Origin of the sequence: Pseudomonas fluorescens (assembly GCF_001902145.1) — a bacterium.
GTDB classification, from domain to species: Bacteria; Pseudomonadota; Gammaproteobacteria; order Pseudomonadales; family Pseudomonadaceae; genus Aquipseudomonas; species Aquipseudomonas fluorescens_BV.
Genome location: NZ_MRST01000025.1, coordinates 324,739 through 341,054, shown reverse-complemented (window position 1 = coordinate 341,054; position 16,316 = coordinate 324,739). Strand labels below are relative to the sequence as shown.

Below are 16,316 nucleotides of genomic sequence, written 5' to 3'. Positions count from 1 at the left end.
GCATCTGTTACTGCACGACCGCTTTCGCAGGCAAGCCAGCTCCCACAGGGGTTATGTACTGCCCACAGAGTCAGCGCCAGATGCAAACCTCTGTGGGAGCGGGGCATCGGTTAAACAGCCGTTATCTGTCACGCCACCATAATGATCTTCGACACCAACTCCACCACCGTCTTGGCCTGCAGCTTCTTCATCAACCGCGCCCGGTGCACCTCGACGGTGCGGTGGGAGATCGCCAGGCGTAGGGCGATTTCCTTGGATTTGAACCCGTTGACGATGTGCATGGCGATTTCACGCTCCCGGGGCGTGAGGTCGCCGGTGCCCTGGTGCATGCGGTCCAGGCGTTCGAAGTGCCAGATCATCAGCTTGAACGGGTCTTTGGGGGTGAGGGTATAGCCGTGGGACTTGGCCCAGAACACTTCGCCGTTGTGGTGCTGCATGAAGCGTTCATCGGAATAAAAGCCGTTGTCGCTGTCGAGCAGCCAGTCATGGCTGCGCTTGCCGATGGCGTGGTAGTCGGCCTGGGACGGGTAGATCAGCAGGGTCAGCTGGTTGACCAGCGCGTCGCGTCTATAGCCGAACAGCTTCAGGAAAGCGTCGTTGCAGTCCAGTATCACGCGGTCGCTGGTGACGATCTGCGGGGCAGGGGACAGCTTGAACGCCAGGCGTTCTAGGTCGGGAAATTGCTGGGCTAGCGCGGTCATGGGCATCCTGCCTCGTTGTTCAATGCCCTGGGGCGCTACTTACCCGTGTAAGTAGTTACACGAATTGGCGCACGATCAGGGGTGGGTCATTGTAAGTAAAGTCCGAATCAAGAACAGAAGAAATTGATTATGCCTGCTGATTGCGTCTCCATTGTTGCCGCTGGTCACTCCCGCTTTGGTCGCCTGGAAGGCACGACGCTGGAAGACCTGATCGTCCAGGTTACCCGGGAAGCCTTGAGCGATGCCGAGATTGAAGCGTCGCAGATCGATGCGTTGTTTCTCGGCCATTTCAACTCGGGGCTGGTGCCCGACGGGTTTGCCGCCTCATTGCTATTGCAAGCCGACCCCGGGCTGCGCTTCAAACCGGCTACCCGCTGTGAAAACGCCTGTGCGTCCGGCTCGGCAGCGATCCAGGCGGGGGTCAATGCGATCCTCTCCGGCAGTGCTGAACTGGTGCTGGTGGTGGGCGCCGAGAAGATGACCCACACCAGCACCGCCGCGGTCACCCAAGCCTTGGCCGGGGCCGGCTACCAGAACGACCCGGCCGAAGCCGGCCTGAGTTTCCCCCAGTTGTTCGGCCGCGCCGCCCGCCAATACGCCGAGCGTTACCACTGCCCGCTGGGCTCGATGGCGGCCATCGCTACCAAAAACCACTCCAATGCCATGGCCAACCCGCTGGCGCAGATGCATCGGGAGATGAATTTCGAACACTGCAACAATGTGTCCCAAAGCAACCCGTTCGTGGCTGACTCCCTGCGCCTGACCGATTGCTCGCTGATCAGCGACGGCGCCGCCGCGATCATCCTCGCCTCGCCCAAACGTGCGCGGGCGTTTCGTCGCGAGGTGCAAATCCGGGCGATGACCCAGGTCAACGACACCTTGCCCATCGCCCAGCGCGACATCCTGGCCTTTGAAGGCCCGCAACGCGCGATCCATGCAGCGCTGCGCGGGGCGAATGTGACCCTGGCGGACCTGAGTTTCGCCGAAGTGCACGACTGCTTCACCATTGCCGAGTTGCTGATCTACGAAGCCATGGGCCTGGCGCCCAAGGGCGAAGGCCATCGCGTGCTCGACAGCGGCGTGGTGCGCGCCGGCGGGCGCTTGCCGGTGAACCTTTCCGGCGGGCTCAAGGCCAAGGGGCATCCCGTCGGCGCCACGGGGGTGTCCATGCATGCCTTGGCGTTCCGGCAATTGACCGGCGAGCCGATTGGCCTGGCGGTGCCCAACCCGGAGTTCGGCCTGGTGTTCAACATGGGCGGCATGGCGGTGGCCAACTACGCCTCGGTCCTGCAGGCACGCCGGAGCTGAGCCATGAACATCGCCAACTGGCTGCACGACACCCAGCGTCGGGCCCCGCAACGCCCGGCGCTGTTCGACGGCAGCGTGCAAGTGGCCGACTACGCCACCTTCGCCGCCCACGTGCGCCAACGCGCCGCGCACCTGGTGGAGCAGCATGGCCTGGTGCCGGGAGACGCCGTGGCGCTGCTGATGAAAAACAGCTGCGACTACCTGGAACTGCTCTACGCCATCTGGTGGATGGGCGGGGTGGCGGTGCCGATCAACGCCAAGCTGCACCCCAGCGAAGCGGCATGGATTGCCGATAACGCCGAGGCGCGGTTGATCTTCACCGAAGGCGGCCAGGTGTTTTCATCGCGGGATTTGCCCGTGCATTGCACGGAATTGGACGGCCACCCGCTGCCGCCCAGCCATGGCTGGCCCAGCCTGGAACAGCCGGTGCCCCGCCAGGATCATGACCTCGCCTGGCTGTTCTACACCTCTGGCACCACCGGGCGCTCCAAGGGCGTAATGCTGTCCCACGGCAACCTGATCGCCATGTCGCTGTGCTACGCCATGGATGTCGATCAAGTGAGCGCCGACGATGCGGCGCTGTATGCCGCGCCCATGTCCCACGGCGCCGGCCTGTACAACTTCATTCATGTGCGCTGCGGCGCCCGGCATGTGGTGCCGGCTTCCCATGGCTTCGATGCCGCCGAGCTGTTCGGGCTGGCCGAGCACATGGGCGATGTGTCGTTGTTTGCCGCGCCAACCATGGTCAAGCGCATGGTCGAACAGGCGCGGCGCCAGGATTATCACGGCGCCGGCATCAAGACCATCGTCTACGGCGGCGGCCCCATGTACTTGGCCGACCTGCGCGAAGCGGTCGACACCTTCGGCCCGCGCCTGGTGCAGATCTACGGCCAGGGCGAGAGCCCGATGACCATCAGTGTCTTGCCCCGCACCTTGATCGCCGAGCGCCAGCGTCCCGACTGGGCCACCCTGGCCGCCTCGGTGGGCCACGCGCAAGCATGTGTCGAGATCCGCATTCTCAATGCCGAGCACCAGCCACTGCCCACCGGCGAGCGCGGCGAAATCGCGGTGCGTGGCGCCACGGTGATGCAAGGCTACTGGCGCAACCCGCAGGCCACGCGCCAGACACTGGTGGACGGTTGGCTGCTGACCGGCGACATCGGCTACCTCGACCCGGCCGGCTACCTGACCCTGACGGATCGCTCCAAGGACGTGATCATCAGTGGCGGCAGCAACGTGTACCCCCGTGAAGTCGAGGAAGTGCTGGCCCAGCATCCCGAGGTGTTCGAAGTGTGCGTGGTGGGCGAGCCGGACGCGCAATGGGGTGAGTCGGTGGTGGCCTTCGTGGTGACCCGCAGCGGTCAGCCGCTGGACGAAGGCGAGCTGACGGCATGGTTCCTGGCGCGCATGGCCTCGTTCAAAAAACCGAAAAAATATGTGTGGCGCAGCGACTTGCCGAAGAACAGCTACGGCAAGATTCTCAAGACCGACTTGCGGCATTGGCTGCAAACCGCGAGTATCGCCGCGCTTTAACACGGATCGATAATCAGACAAGGAGTCCCCACGATGGGCAATCCCGCACAAGACACCGTCCGCAAGCGCCGCCGTGCGTTTCTGGGCGCCACCTCCGGCCACTTGATCGAGTGGTACGACTACGGCGTGTATGGCTTTCTCGCGGTCTATATCGGCCAGGCGTTCTTCGTCTCCGACGACCCCACTACCAGCCTGTTGGCCAGCTTTGCCGCGTTTGCACTGAGCTTCTTTATCCGCCCTCTGGGTGGGCTGTTCTTTGGCCCGCTGGCAGACAAGATCGGCCGGCGCAAAACCCTGATCATGGCGCTGGTGATGATGACCGGCTCCACGGTGATGCTGGGCCTGTTGCCGACCTACGCCAGCCTGGGCATCGCCGCACCGATCCTGTTGATCCTGGTGCGCTGCGTGCAAGGCTTCTCGGCGGGCGGTGAAATTGGCACGGTCACCAGCTTTATCTCCGAATACGCCGGCCCCGGTCGCCGCGGCTTTGCCACCTGCTGGCTGATGGTCACCGCCGTGCTCGGCCTGCTGCTCGGTGGCGCCGTGGCCAATGGCATGACTTGGCTGCTGGGCGCCGAGGTCATGCAGGAATGGGCCTGGCGCGTACCGTTCCTGATCGCCGCGCCCCTGGGCTTTATCTCCATGTACATCCGCCTCAAGCTCGAAGACAGCCCCGAGTTCCTCGCCCTGCAACGTGCCGGGCAAACCTCCCGCGCGCCGCTGCGCGAGGTCTGGCAGTGGAAACGGGCGATTGCGCTGGTGTTCTTTATCATCACCTTGCACAGCTCGATCTTCTACCTGGTACTGACCTTCGCCTCGACCTACATGGCCAAGATCCTCAAGTTCGACAGCGGCACCACCTTGCTCTACGTGTTCGTCGCCAGCTTCTCGGCGGCCTTCGTGATGCCGTTTGGCGGGGCCTTTACCGATAAGTACGGGCGCAAGCCGTTCCTGATGGTGATCGGCACGTTGGCGACCCTGGCGATGTTCTGGCTGTTCAAATCCGCCCCGACCGCCACCCCGGCGACCTTCTTCGCGCCGTTGATGGCGGTGGCGATTTTGTTCGGGCTGTACGCGTCGTCGACCTATGCGCTGATGAGCGAACTGCTGCCGACGCGGATTCGTTCCACCGGGATTGCGGTGGCCTATAACGTGCCGGTGGCGGTGTTCGGTGGCAGTGCGCCGTTGATCTCCACTTGGTTGATCAAGGTAACGGGGGACATTACCTCTCCGTGGTATTTCTATGTGGCGACCGGGGTGGTGTCGTTAGTGGCGTTGGTGGTGTTGCGCAAGGAGGACTTCGTGACCGGTGGCACGCCGGTGGTGGCGTCTGCGAGAGGGGCGCTGGCCTGACGCCGTGTTTGCGTCTTGGTAATCAGACGGCAGGGTTGTGTTGGCAACCCTGCCTCAACACGTTACCGGGCTGAATTGGCTGGCAACACGTGGGCCGCGTCCATGGCAGGGTTGGAGTAATGTGGCCGGTAGTCGACAAGCTCTTCAACTATCTCAGGTTCTTTCTGGGTGCCAATATTGAATCGCACCAGCGTTCCTGATGTCTTTTCCACCGTATTAAGATGGTTGTTCTTGGCAAAATCCAACCTCACTTTCGAGTCAGCAAGCAACTTTATGTCGCGTGGAGAAAGCGTGGGGTATTTCGCTTTGAATTCCCGATAGAACGTTTTGAACAGGCCCATCGGGTCTTTGCCCAAAAAATAATCCATGTGCACAGGACCTGCGAATGACTTGGTGGGTATTTGGGTCAGGTTGGAGATTTCATCGCCCAGCGAGTTCGGGCCGTTTGCGCCGGAATAGCAGACGCGAAGCACAATGTTTTTATATTTGCTGAAGTCAATTTTTTCCGCGCGAAGTTTATTGACGATGTCTTGCGCCGAATAGAACTTGCCGTTTGCTCCTGCGACTCTCGCGGGCTCTCCGGGGCCCGGTTCAGTCCCATGTCCGAATATATTGAGTCGTGGGGCGCCTTTGTAAGTATCCTCGAAGGTTTGTATGTCGCCATCGATCGCCTTGAACCCCCTCCATGGACCGCCCAACCGAACCACTTCACGTAACGCTGACTCAGGCGAAGGCGCCGCCGGTAAATCACCTACGCGTGTTTCCTGCGGTACCGTATGAATGGCCGCGACTTCAGTACGTGTGGAGGTTTGAGTCGGGCGTGCTCTTGTGAGGTGAAGCAATAACATCGCCGTGTTGATAAATAAGTCTGTTGCTGCTGCTTCTTTGTTTCCTTCCCTGCTCCCGTCAAGCGTCTCGATATCACCGATGATACTGTCTGCCTGAAACGGCATACCGATTAAAAAGGCACTCTCTGGCATGAACAGAAATGCCGTATTGAGTAATAGGCCTGCCCCTTCTTTAATCCTTGCCCAGCGACTTTCCCCGTTGGATACGGCCTGGTGTTCGGCCAGCGATGTCAGCGCCCTTGAGTTGGCTTCATACAAGTAGCTCATCAGTTGCCCGGTTTGCAGCTCGGAAGACAGGTCGTGAGTCGCCAGTGTGGGCGGCGCAGGCGTGAACACGGGCGTATATGTCGGCATATGCGGTTCGCGAAAGCCATCGTGCCTGTAGACGGCGCGGGTTGTCTCATCAGGCAGCCAGGCAAGAATGTCTTTTTGTAGCTCCTTCTGTGTCTGGACAGCCTCCATTAGCGCCTGGCGCGAAGGAAACTGCAGCAGGGGAGCGCTGGAATTCAATGGGCGATAAAGAATGTGCGGGCCGACTGTGGTGTCCTTGGGTTCGATCAGGAACATGTTTTCGACCACATCGGGCACCGCGCCGGGCAGGCGCATGAGCGCCAACGGGCGCACGGTGATTTCGTTGCCATTGACAAACTTCTTCCCTGGCGTTGGATCCAGTATTGCCTGGAGGTAACGAAAACCCATGGCATTATCGAAACCAGCCTCGCCTTTGGCCGTCAGTTCCAGGGCCCTCATCTTCAGTTCAATCGGGACTTGCTCGGCGAACAGCGCTTGGCGCCTGGTTTTTTTTTCAGGATCGTCGAGCAGCTCGCGCCTGACTAATTCGGGGTAGTTCTTGCCGGCATCGATTTGCTGAATCAGCTTACCCAGTTCGCCCTCTTTTCCGAGCTTGGCTAGATGAATGCCCGTCGGTTTGTGACGCACCTCTACCCGGCCTTTTGGTAATCCTGAAAGGTTGCGTACAAAGGTTTCGGTGAAGGACAGGGTGGTGGTTTGGGTTGATCCGAATCCGCTGGCCGGGGCGCCATAGGGAGTGTGAAAGATTACTTCCAGATCCTTGATGTCATAGTGAAAAGGTGGAGGGTCGAGGGCTTTGATCTGATCCTGGATATAAGTGCTAATGTCGGGGATATCACTGCCAAAGCTCTTGCCCTTGTGGCGGCGCTCGAAGCCCGCCATCTCCAGAAGCAGGTCATGGTAAATAAAGCGATTGGCATCGGAGGCGGTTTTCGACCATTCGGGACGCTTGAGCCCGGACTCTTGGGATTGTCGCGCCACGATCAGCGCGGGATCAGTGTCGGCGTTGACGTCCCCGTTGTTAATCATGACGTTCGCTTGCAGGTAGAACGCATCAGCGTCGAAGGCTTTCAGGCTGGGCTTGTCAGTGCGGGTCGGTTGTTGCGCCTCGGGGTTTTGCTGTTCCCAGGCCTGCTGGGCAGCATCCAGGGAAGCATAAGGGGTAACCTTTGCGCTGGGTTCGCACATCAGCACTGCGAGGGTGCGATCCCCAGCCTTGCGTTCGATGAACAGGTTAGGGGTTTGAAAGTTCGGGCTGTCTGGGTTGGCCGGGTCAGTGCGGACCATGAAGTGAACGGTGGTCTTGGAGTTGTCTGTGGGGTTGAGGTGCCCGTGGGGAAACCTTGCCACCGTGTCCAGTGTTTCGCGTTGTATGTCGTTGAGACCTGGAGATTTCAAACTGGCCAGGCGCAGGTTGCTGTGCAGCAGCTGGCCGAGCATTGACCGCCGACTTCCAGCGTAAATCGGGGTGACACTGAGCGCTGTGTCGGCACTCAGGCCAGGGGCCGGCTCATTGAAAGGCGGTTCATTCCAATACTTGATCTTTGCCGCTCGAAGCGTTTCGTTCAGCTTGCCGGGCAACTCGCTCAGAGCCGTCTGCAGGGCTGATCTATCGATGGGAAGTGCAGTACCCGCAGGTTTGCCGGTACGGGCGAGGACGTCCGCGCGCGTATCGACGAATTTGCCAGCGCTGTCGAAAACCGGCGCGGCGCCTCCAGCAACATGGTCGATGATCATTTCCATCAGCGGTGTTTCAATGTATTGACCTGGATTGTCCGGATCGGGAACGGCGAACGCCAACTGCTCTACATCAATGTTCAATGAGGAATCGATGGCGTCCTTGAGTAATCCCGATACGACCGACTGCACCCCGGGCTCTGCGTTAAACAGACGGTGGGCGATGTCGCTCACAGGGCTGGCGACGGGCGGCTTGTTGGTGGATATCGGCGCAGTCGCTTGAACGACATTAGGCGTTGGGGTGGTTTTGATGCCTGCAAGTGTTTGTAGGGTTGCCTGCTGCAGTTCGCGAATCCCACGCAAGGTGTCAGCAGAAGGGTTGTTTTTTTTCAAGGAGGGGAAGCCATCGCGGATGAGCCCTGCGACTTGTTCGAGCCACTTCTGCTCTGAGCCGGTTTCCCGAGTCACGCCGTAAAAGTCCAGCATCATAGAGAGATCCAGCGCTTGCTGGGTACGAACGGGCCCTTCGTAGACCGAGCCGCTTCTCCCATATTTACGGGCCGCGCTTGAAATTTCGGGTTCGAGGGCTGCCCATTGGGGGGAGGTCGACTTGCGAAAAACAATCGATTTACGGCTGCCGTCAGGGTTTCGTACGTAGCCTTCCAACTGGCCTGTCGGCAAGTGGATAAACAAGGATGACACCTCGAGATTATGTTCTTTCGCAAACGCCAGGAAAGCGGGGCTGGAGAAGCATTTGCCGAACGCCTCGCGTGTGTGTGCGTAGGTAGAGTCGTCAGGCACATTCAAGAAGGGGAAAAAGGTTAGCGACTGATCATCGATGCGCCTTTGATAGCCGATCCTCGTGAGGATTCTGGCACACTCCCGTGCCACTTCCCGATCAGCCGCCTCGACGCGTTCGGCGGGCGTCGGTGTGCGACTGGAGTCGGCAAGTGTGCCGCTGCGTTCAAAGGTGGCTTCGGTGATCGTCTCCTTCGCGCTGCGTTGTGCTTGCCTGGCACGCAAGGTCTGTTGCGAGATGTCCAGGGGCAGGGGGGCGTCGGGGACGACCAGGGAGGGGAATGTATCGGCGTGCTGGAGTGCCGCGATCACGGCACGCGGATTACGCGTAAGCTCGGTTCTAGCGATAGCGTAGAAGTCTCCCACCAGGTAACTGGGAGGCGTGTTTTCGCCGGTGTAGCGCAACCAGGTCGTCGACGGGGCGCCCAGCTCTCTGGCCGCTGCGGCGACGTCCGCCGATGCCTGTGACCAGCCAGGGGTGAACTCCGTGAAGCTGTTGGGGGAGCCATTGATCATGCACGTCATGGTTCCCTCTTGGGGGTTCCAGCTGAAATTGGACAGGTCGATGTGATGGGCTTTGGCAAAGGTTGCAAACGGCTCTGCCCTGAGCGCCTGGTTAAAACGTGCCCACGCTTGGCCGAAGCTGGAAAAAGGCGGAACCTGGGTGAGGGTCGGAGCGGTGAGTGACTGTCTGTTGGTTGTGAGTTCCTCGGCGACCTGGCCCATCAATGCCGCGCTAAGCTGCTGTGCCAGCTCGGCGTCACTCTTTTCCACCAACGTGCTGACTTGTCCTTGAGTGAGCAGAAATTGAGGCGAACTTGGGGCGCGTCTTGAAACGGGCTCGGATCGACCAGGATTTTCCGGCTGCTGAGCAACGTCATACTGCAGCCTTTCATCCGGATTGATCGGCCACGCAAAGGTGTCTGTTGGCGTTTGTTGCGAAGATGAAGGTGGAACATGCTTCGCGGCTGCCGGGATCGTCATGGAAGTCTCCGTCTATCGTTATGAAAAAGCGCGCCTTCTGTGGCGAATTTTCGTGGCTTTTCTGTACGAAGGTGTTCCGTATCCACTTAATACGAAGGGTTACAGCCGCCGATGCGGGGAGCCGTCATGTGTCACAGTCCTTTGCCTGTTCGTTGTGACAGGTTGAAATACGGCGCCGTTTTTTCCCCGCCGCGTCCCCGAACAGAGTGAGTGCCTATGCAAGTAACCCGATTGACTCTCGTGTGTCATGCCGTGACACCCTCGCAAAAGCAGGGGCGGTTTCCCGATGACGAATCGTTGCTGATGGATTGGCAGAATGCGCGGCTGTCACTGGCGGATCGGTTCCGCAAAAGTGTGCGCCTGATATGCGGGCCCGAAGCGCGGACTCGCCAGACGGCGACGTTGTTCGGTGACCACGCCGTGGTTGAGGCCGCGTTACGTGATGGCGATTTTGGTCATTGGAAGGGGCAGGACACTGCCCAGCTTGATCGCGATGAATTGATGACTTGGCTCACCGACAGCGCCAGCGCCCCCCATGGCGGCGAGTCGGTGGACCACATTTGCACGCGCGTGGGCGAATGGATGAGGTCACTGGAGTGCCAACCCGGCCATGTGGTGGCCGTTACACATCCCTTTGTCATCCGCGCTGCAATGCTGTACGTCATGCAATTTCCAGTATCGATGTTCTACCTGATCGATGTCGAACCGCTGTCGCGCACCGAGCTGCGTTTCAATGCAGTCTGGCGCCTGCGCCTGGAAACTCACGCCTGATGCGTTGATCATGGCAAAATCCACGGCCCGTACTGAGAGCAACCCATGAAACGCATCCTGATCATCGGCATTGGCGCCGGCAACCCCGACTACATCACGATGCAGGCCGTGAAGGCGCTGAACCGTACCGACGTGTTCTTCCTGATGGACAAGGGCCAGAGCAAGGACAAGCTGATCGACCTGCGCCGGGAAATCTGCGACACCTACATCACCGAGCCCGGCTACCGTTTTGTCGAGGCCGACTGCCCGGAGCGTGTGCGCGGTGAAATCGACTACACCACCGCTGTGCAAGACCTCAACCGCGATAAGCAGCAGACCTTCGAACGCATGATCAACGAAGAAATGGCTGACGGTGAGGTGGGGGCGTTCCTGGCCTGGGGCGACCCGGCGCTGTACGACAGCACCATCCGCATCTTGCAGGCGATTCTTGCCAGTGGTCGCTGTGTCTTCGAGTTTGAAGTGATTCCCGGCATTACCAGCGTGCAAGCCCTGGCGGCGCAGCATAAGGTGGCGCTCAACCGGATTGGCAAGTCCATCGAAATCACCACTGGGCGCCGGTTGGCGGCGGGGCAGGCGAGTGATGCCGATACTTTGGTGGTCATGCTCGACGCCGAAGATTCCTACCGCAGTGTGGCGGATCAGGACCTGGATATTTACTGGGGCGCCTACCTGGGCACGCCGGACGAGATCCTGATCAGCGGTAAAGTGGCGCACGTGGCAGAAGAGATCGAACGGGTACGCAAGGCGGCGCGCCTGAAAAACGGCTGGATCATGGACACCTATTTGTTGCGCAAACCCTGAGGTAAACCCGATGCTCAAACAGCTTGCCCTCGTCTTGCCCCTGCTGGCCGGCGCCGCTCATGCCGACACCGGCTTGCACACTGACTTGCCGTTGTCCTACCTGGAACAGACCCAGGGCGATGCGCGCAACCAGCCGCTGGTGATCTTCTTGCATGGGTTTGGCAGCAACGAGGAAGATCTGTTTGGCATCCAGAACGCGTTGCCGTCCACCTGGACCTACCTGTCGGTGCGCGCGCCGCTGCCGGTAGAGCCGCAAGGTTATCGCTGGTTTACCAAGACCGATGAGCCTGAGTACAACGGCGAGACCGATGAACTGTTCAGCAGCGCCCGGCTGATCAAGGACTTCGTGGTCAAGGCCACCGCCAAGTACCACACCCAAAGTGATCGGGTATTCCTGGTGGGGTTCAGCCAGGGTGCGATCATGTCCTATGAAGTGGCCTTGCGTGAACCTGACTTGGTACGTGGTATCGCTGCGCTCAGTGGCAGCGTGCTACCGGTGCTCAGGTCTGCGCTGAAACCTGATGCGTCCATGGGCAAGCTGGCGATCTTTATCGGCCATGGCACCTTGGACCAGGCGCTGCCCTTTAGCTCGGCCACGCAGGCAAACAAGGTGCTGGCGGGGGTGGGACTCAAGCCGGAGTTTCATGAATACCCGGGGATGAATCACACCATCAGCGCGGCGGAAATCCAGGACTTGAAAGCCTGGCTTGAGAAAAGCCTGAAGTGAAATGCGCTTGAAAATGTGGGAGCGGGCTTGCTCGCGAATGCGGCATATCAGTCAGCAAGTCAGTGCCTGACACTCCGCATTCGCGAGCAAGCCCGCTCCCACAATGGTTTTGTGTTCGCTGGTAGAGGGGGGTTACTTGCCGCCCGTAATCTGCTTCACCAACTGCGCATGCCCCTTCACATCATCGGCCCGGGAAATCGCCTGGATCACCAGCAAATGGTTGCCCGAACCACCCAGGAACGTGGAGTTCAAGGTCTTGCCACCGCCTTGGGTAGCGCTGCTGTCCACCTGGCGCAGGCCCAGGCTCTTGTAGGTGAGTTTCTTCTCCCCCAGTTTCTTGAAGTCGGGCATGGCGGCGCTCTGGTCTTTGACGAAATCAGCCACGGCGCCGTCGAGGAACTTCGGGTCGTTATCCTGGATAGTTGCCCCATCGTTGCGCACGGTTTCGGCGACGATCACCACACTTTTCGTCGTCGAGTTGGCGTACAGGGTACCTTGGGTGTCAGCGGTGCCGTCTTGCGCCGTGCCGGAGGGCAGGGTGTCGGCGCTGTAGGCTTTGGGCAGTTTGAAGGTGAACTTGCCACCCAAGGTGGAGATTGTCTGTGTGGCGGGCTTGGCGGCAGCGAACACGCTGCCGGCGGTAAGCGCTAGGGCGAGCAGCATTGCGGTTTTGGTGAACGTGGCCATGAAGCACTCCGGGGATGAACGAAATTGCGGCGTATTCTGTCAGAAAATTCGCAATTTCGTTCACCCAGCCCATCACAGCTTGTCGGAGGATTCCTCGTCAAGCCTGTCCATTTCAAACAAACGCGCCAGTTCCGCACGGGCTTCCTGGGCAGTTTGCATGACCTTGGCCGCGTCGTCGTATACCGCGTGTTGGGCGGCGAGTACCTGCTGGTCGTGGGTCTTGAAGCGGTTGATGCGCGCATCGGCCTGGGCCTGGCTCAAGCCGAGGCCGACCAGAGTACGGCGGCTCATTTCCAGGCTGGAGTAGAAGGTTTCGCGCACCGGTGAAGCGTCCAGGTCCACCAGGCGGTGTACGTGCTGGCGGTTACGCGCACGGGCGATGATCTTCATGTGCGGGTAGAGATTGCGCACCAGCTCGGCGGTCTTGATGTTGATCTCCGGGTCGTCCATGGCGATCACGAAGAATTCCGCTTGATCGACTTTGGCAGCGTGGAGGATTTCCGGGCGTTGGGGGTCGCCGTAGAACACCGGCATGCCGCCGAAACTGCGGGTCAGCTCGATGGTTTCCACCGAGGTGTCGAGGGCGATGAACGAGATGTTCTGCGCGCGCAGGATTCGCGCCACGATCTGGCCCATCCGGCCCATGCCGGCGATGACCACGCGAGGCGCATCGCTTTCGATGGCGCGGTATTCCTCGGGCACTTCCACCGGCTTGGCCTTGGGTTTGAACAGCTTCGGGCACACCAGCAACAGCAGCGGAGTCACGGCCATGGACAGGGTGATGGTCAGCACCAGCACGTCGTACAGCTGCGGTTCGAACAGGCCCTGGTCGCGACCGATCTTGAACACCACAAAGGCGAACTCACCCCCCGCCGCCAGCACCACGCCCAGGCGCAGGGCACTTTCGCGATTGAGGTCGCCCACCATCCGCCCGACGGCGTACAGCAGCGGCAGTTTCAAGCCGATCAGCAGCAGGGTCAGGCCGATCACCACCAGTGGCGTGCTGAGCAGCAAACTGAGGTTGGCGCCCATGCCCACGCTGATGAAAAACAGCCCCAGCAGCAGGCCCTTGAACGGCTCGATCTGGGATTCCAGTTCGTGGCGGTATTCCGAATCCGCCAGCAGCAGGCCGGCGAGGAAGGCCCCCAGGGCCATGGACACGCCCACCAACTCCATCAGCCAGGCGGTGCCGATCACCACCAGCAGCGCGGTGGCGGTGGACACTTCGCGCAGGCCGGTCTTGGCGACAATGCGAAACACCGGGCGCAACAGGTAGCGCCCGCCGATGATCACCACCGCGATGCTGCCGAGGATCTGCAACACATGTTGCAGGCCCTGGGCTTCGGTGGTCGGATGATCGCTGCCGGCCAGCAACGGCACCATGGCGATCAGCGGGATGGCGGCGATGTCCTGGAACAACAGGATGGCAAAGGCCAGACGCCCGTGGGGTTGGTTGAGCTCCTTGCGTTCGGCCAGGCTTTGCAGGCCAAACGCCGTAGACGACAGCGCCAGGCCCAGGCCCAGCACGATGGCGCTGTTCCACGACTGGCCAAACAGCCATAGCGCGACCGCGCCCATCACCACACCGGTGAGCAGGACCTGGGCCAGGCCGACGCCGAACACCGCCTTGCGCATCACCCACAAGCGTTTGGGCGACAGCTCCAGGCCGATGATGAACAGCAACAGCACCACGCCCAGTTCAGAGAACTGCGCCACGCTTTGCGGGTTGCCGATCAGGCCGAGCACCGACGGGCCGATGATGACACCGGCAAACAGATAGCCCAGCACCGCGCCCAATTGCAGGCGCTTGGCCAGGGGCACGGCCAGCACGGCGGCGAACAGGAACACCACGGCTGCTTGTAACAGGTTGCCTTCATGGGGCATTACGAACTCCATCGTTTACGTAGATCAACTCGGGGGGGCCATTGTGGCGAGGGAGCTTGCTCCCGCTTGGGTGCGCAGCGCCCGCAGTTTTTTGGGGCCGCTTCGCAGCCCAGCGGGAGCACGCTCCCTCGCCACAAAAGTGTTCCACAGCAGGGGAAACAGGGTGCTATTAGAGCGCTTTTTCACATGTGGAAACTTGTATTTTTGTCGCTACACACGCTCCTTCGACATTCAGTGTCTGCTCTGATTGAACACTGGCGTGCTCGATTCAGGTTATTCCCATTGTCTTGAGAGCGGCGAACGTCGGTCAGGATTCACCTTCCTTGTCGGCTCTGTTTGTTACTATCGCCATCCCTTGCCAGCAGGAGTCACCGCCCCATGCAACACCAGTGGGATGAAATGCACCGCACCCGCAAACCCACGTTCGTCTTGTGTGGCGAGCCCCAGGGGGATGTGCTCAATCTCTATGTGCATGGTTACTCGGCATTCTTCAACCGTCAGCAACTGGGCAGTTTCAAGGAGCAACTGGCCGGTATCGAAGGGTCGACCAACCTGATGTTGTTCTGGCCGGCGGGGCATTTTCTGGAAAACCTGTTCGCACCATTCAAGGACGTGCTCACCTCGCTGCTTGGCGGTGGTGGCCTGGGCGCGGCGACGGTGGGCGTGGGCAAGGCCATTGCCTATTTTCTCGACCATTACAAAAGTGTCGAGGCACGGGTCGATGAAGTGGCCAAGACGTTATTGCCAGAGCTGGCCGGCTACCTGCACGACCAATCGCTGCCGGTACGGCGCATCAACCTGATCGGCCACTCCCTGGGCGCGCGTATCCTGGTCAAGAGCTTGCTGGCCAGCCCCGAGATTGCTCGCGAACTGCCGCTCAATAACCTGTTGTTGATGGGCGGGGCGATTTGTACATCGAGCCCCTGGGAGGATGTGTCGGCGCCGCTCAAGGGGCGGTTGATCAACTGCCACTCCAGCAAGGACTGGGCGCTGGCCATGAAACCCGATACCGAGCGTTGCATTGGCCGCTATGCGATTGACGTAACGCCCGCGCTCAAGGCCAAGGTCACCAATGTGCACCTGGCCAGCTTCGATCATGCTGCCTATTGGCCGCAGTTGAAGACGGTGGTGCAGTACACCGATCTGCTGCAGGAGCGGCGCGGCATGATCCGTGTGGACTCGCGCCGCAGTGAAGTGCGTTTTGCCGAAGCGGACGTGGACCTGTACCCGGCATTGGTGCAAGCGCGGCCGGAGGAGCTGAAGTTTCTTGCCGAACTGATGGCGCAAAAGCGCAGTGCCGCGATTGATGCCAGTGTGCGCGAGCCGTTGAAACTGGCCATTGAATTGCAGCGCATGGGCGGTGATAGCTTTATGAACCTGGCCCGTGGCCATGGCGTGGGCTATCGCCAGATTGCCGAAGATGTGGCGCAACGCCTGGGTATCAAATTCGACCAACCACTTGAGCACTTGGCGCTGGCAGAGATCGAAGGGCAGGTCGCAGAAACACTGATCGAGCAGTACAAGGACAAACTCAGTCGCGCTGATCGCCAGGCGTTCGAGGCCGAGCTCAAGGCGGCGGCACAAAAAGAGCAGGGGCTGTTCAACCGGTTCGATCTGGGCCGTTCGGCCACCACCGCCTTGAGCGGTACGGCGTTGGCCGGGCTGACCGGGTTTATCCTGCGGCGCGGTGCGGCCACGGCGATTCCGGTGGTGGGCCAGGCGCTGGCTGCGGCGATGTTGCTGGTCAGCGGCGTGCGAGCGTTTTCCGGCCCGGCATATTCGATCACCACCTTGGCGGTACTGGTGATCGGAGTGATTCGCCAGCGCATGGAGCGCGAGGCGCTTAACCAGGAACTGGAGCTGGTGGTACAAGTGGTGGAAGCGTTTGACCTGCCGCGAGACACGGTGATGCGCACGGTCGCCACCGACTGA

At 60.4% G+C, this 16,316-nt stretch carries 11 protein-coding genes; 7 read left to right on the top strand and 4 right to left on the bottom strand.

From position 1 onward, the window contains the following. Positions 1–128: 128 nt before the first annotated feature. On the bottom strand, positions 129–701 hold the full coding sequence (locus BUE92_RS17990; RefSeq protein ID WP_073525414.1) for a LuxR C-terminal-related transcriptional regulator: 573 nt from the start codon (positions 699–701) through the stop codon (positions 129–131). A 129-nt stretch (positions 702–830) separates the two neighbouring features. Between BUE92_RS17990 and BUE92_RS17985 the strand changes: the two genes are divergently transcribed. Genes BUE92_RS17985 through BUE92_RS17975 form a run of 3 tightly spaced genes read left to right on the top strand, consistent with a single transcriptional unit; the run spans position 831 to position 4,895 of the window. Further along, positions 831–2,009 (top strand): acetyl-CoA acetyltransferase, encoded by a 1,179-nt coding sequence (locus BUE92_RS17985; protein WP_073525413.1) that lies wholly within the window; start codon positions 831–833, stop codon positions 2,007–2,009. A gap of 3 nt (positions 2,010–2,012) precedes the next feature. Next, positions 2,013–3,542 carry a class I adenylate-forming enzyme family protein gene (locus tag BUE92_RS17980; protein WP_073525410.1) on the top strand — a complete coding sequence of 510 codons (1,530 nt, stop codon included), beginning with the start codon at positions 2,013–2,015 and terminating at the stop codon, positions 3,540–3,542. A gap of 33 nt (positions 3,543–3,575) precedes the next feature. Continuing rightward, the gene (locus tag BUE92_RS17975) at positions 3,576–4,895 is read left to right on the top strand and encodes an MFS transporter (RefSeq protein WP_073525408.1); all 1,320 of its coding nucleotides are present in this window, start codon (positions 3,576–3,578) and stop codon (positions 4,893–4,895) included. A gap of 62 nt (positions 4,896–4,957) precedes the next feature. On the opposite strand, the gene BUE92_RS17970 is transcribed toward BUE92_RS17975, so the two are convergent. Further along, positions 4,958–9,514, bottom strand: coding sequence for a DUF6543 domain-containing protein (locus BUE92_RS17970; protein WP_143170000.1), 4,557 nt, complete (start codon positions 9,512–9,514; stop codon positions 4,958–4,960). Positions 9,515–9,730: 216 nt separating this feature from the next. Here BUE92_RS17970 and BUE92_RS17965 point away from each other — a divergent pair, with 216 nt between their 5' ends. Genes BUE92_RS17965 through BUE92_RS17955 form a run of 3 tightly spaced genes read left to right on the top strand, consistent with a single transcriptional unit; the run spans position 9,731 to position 11,813 of the window. Beyond that, positions 9,731–10,285, top strand: a complete 555-nt coding sequence (locus tag BUE92_RS17965) for a histidine phosphatase family protein (RefSeq protein WP_073525404.1) — start codon at positions 9,731–9,733, stop codon at positions 10,283–10,285. 45 nt (positions 10,286–10,330) lie between these two features. Next, entirely contained in the window at positions 10,331–11,086 is a 756-nt protein-coding gene (gene cobF, locus BUE92_RS17960; protein WP_073525402.1) for a precorrin-6A synthase (deacetylating), read from the top strand. A gap of 10 nt (positions 11,087–11,096) precedes the next feature. Further along, the gene (locus BUE92_RS17955) at positions 11,097–11,813 is read left to right on the top strand and encodes an alpha/beta hydrolase (protein WP_073525400.1); all 717 of its coding nucleotides are present in this window, start codon (positions 11,097–11,099) and stop codon (positions 11,811–11,813) included. Positions 11,814–11,945: 132 nt separating this feature from the next. On the opposite strand, the gene BUE92_RS17950 is transcribed toward BUE92_RS17955, so the two are convergent. Continuing rightward, on the bottom strand, positions 11,946–12,500 hold the full coding sequence (locus BUE92_RS17950; RefSeq protein ID WP_073525399.1) for a hypothetical protein: 555 nt from the start codon (positions 12,498–12,500) through the stop codon (positions 11,946–11,948). A gap of 72 nt (positions 12,501–12,572) precedes the next feature. Beyond that, the gene (locus tag BUE92_RS17945) at positions 12,573–14,384 is read right to left on the bottom strand and encodes a monovalent cation:proton antiporter-2 (CPA2) family protein (protein WP_034127310.1); all 1,812 of its coding nucleotides are present in this window, start codon (positions 14,382–14,384) and stop codon (positions 12,573–12,575) included. Between the two features lie 378 nt (positions 14,385–14,762). Here BUE92_RS17945 and BUE92_RS17940 point away from each other — a divergent pair, with 378 nt between their 5' ends. Continuing rightward, entirely contained in the window at positions 14,763–16,316 is a 1,554-nt protein-coding gene (locus tag BUE92_RS17940) for a DUF726 domain-containing protein (protein ID WP_073525398.1), read from the top strand.

Excerpts from the sequence above, each read along its gene's own strand:
- BUE92_RS17990 (WP_073525414.1), bottom strand. The coding sequence starts at position 701 with ATGACCGCGCTAGCCCAGCAATTTCCCGACCTAGAACGCCTGGCGTTC.
- BUE92_RS17985 (WP_073525413.1), top strand. The coding sequence starts at position 831 with ATGCCTGCTGATTGCGTCTCCATTGTTGCCGCTGGTCACTCCCGCTTT.
- BUE92_RS17980 (WP_073525410.1), top strand. The coding sequence starts at position 2,013 with ATGAACATCGCCAACTGGCTGCACGACACCCAGCGTCGGGCCCCGCAA.
- BUE92_RS17975 (WP_073525408.1), top strand. The coding sequence starts at position 3,576 with ATGGGCAATCCCGCACAAGACACCGTCCGCAAGCGCCGCCGTGCGTTT.
- BUE92_RS17970 (WP_143170000.1), bottom strand. The coding sequence starts at position 9,514 with ATGACGATCCCGGCAGCCGCGAAGCATGTTCCACCTTCATCTTCGCAA.
- BUE92_RS17965 (WP_073525404.1), top strand. The coding sequence starts at position 9,731 with ATGCAAGTAACCCGATTGACTCTCGTGTGTCATGCCGTGACACCCTCG.
- cobF (WP_073525402.1), top strand. The coding sequence starts at position 10,331 with ATGAAACGCATCCTGATCATCGGCATTGGCGCCGGCAACCCCGACTAC.
- BUE92_RS17955 (WP_073525400.1), top strand. The coding sequence starts at position 11,097 with ATGCTCAAACAGCTTGCCCTCGTCTTGCCCCTGCTGGCCGGCGCCGCT.
- BUE92_RS17950 (WP_073525399.1), bottom strand. The coding sequence starts at position 12,500 with ATGGCCACGTTCACCAAAACCGCAATGCTGCTCGCCCTAGCGCTTACC.
- BUE92_RS17945 (WP_034127310.1), bottom strand. The coding sequence starts at position 14,384 with ATGCCCCATGAAGGCAACCTGTTACAAGCAGCCGTGGTGTTCCTGTTC.
- BUE92_RS17940 (WP_073525398.1), top strand. The coding sequence starts at position 14,763 with ATGCAACACCAGTGGGATGAAATGCACCGCACCCGCAAACCCACGTTC.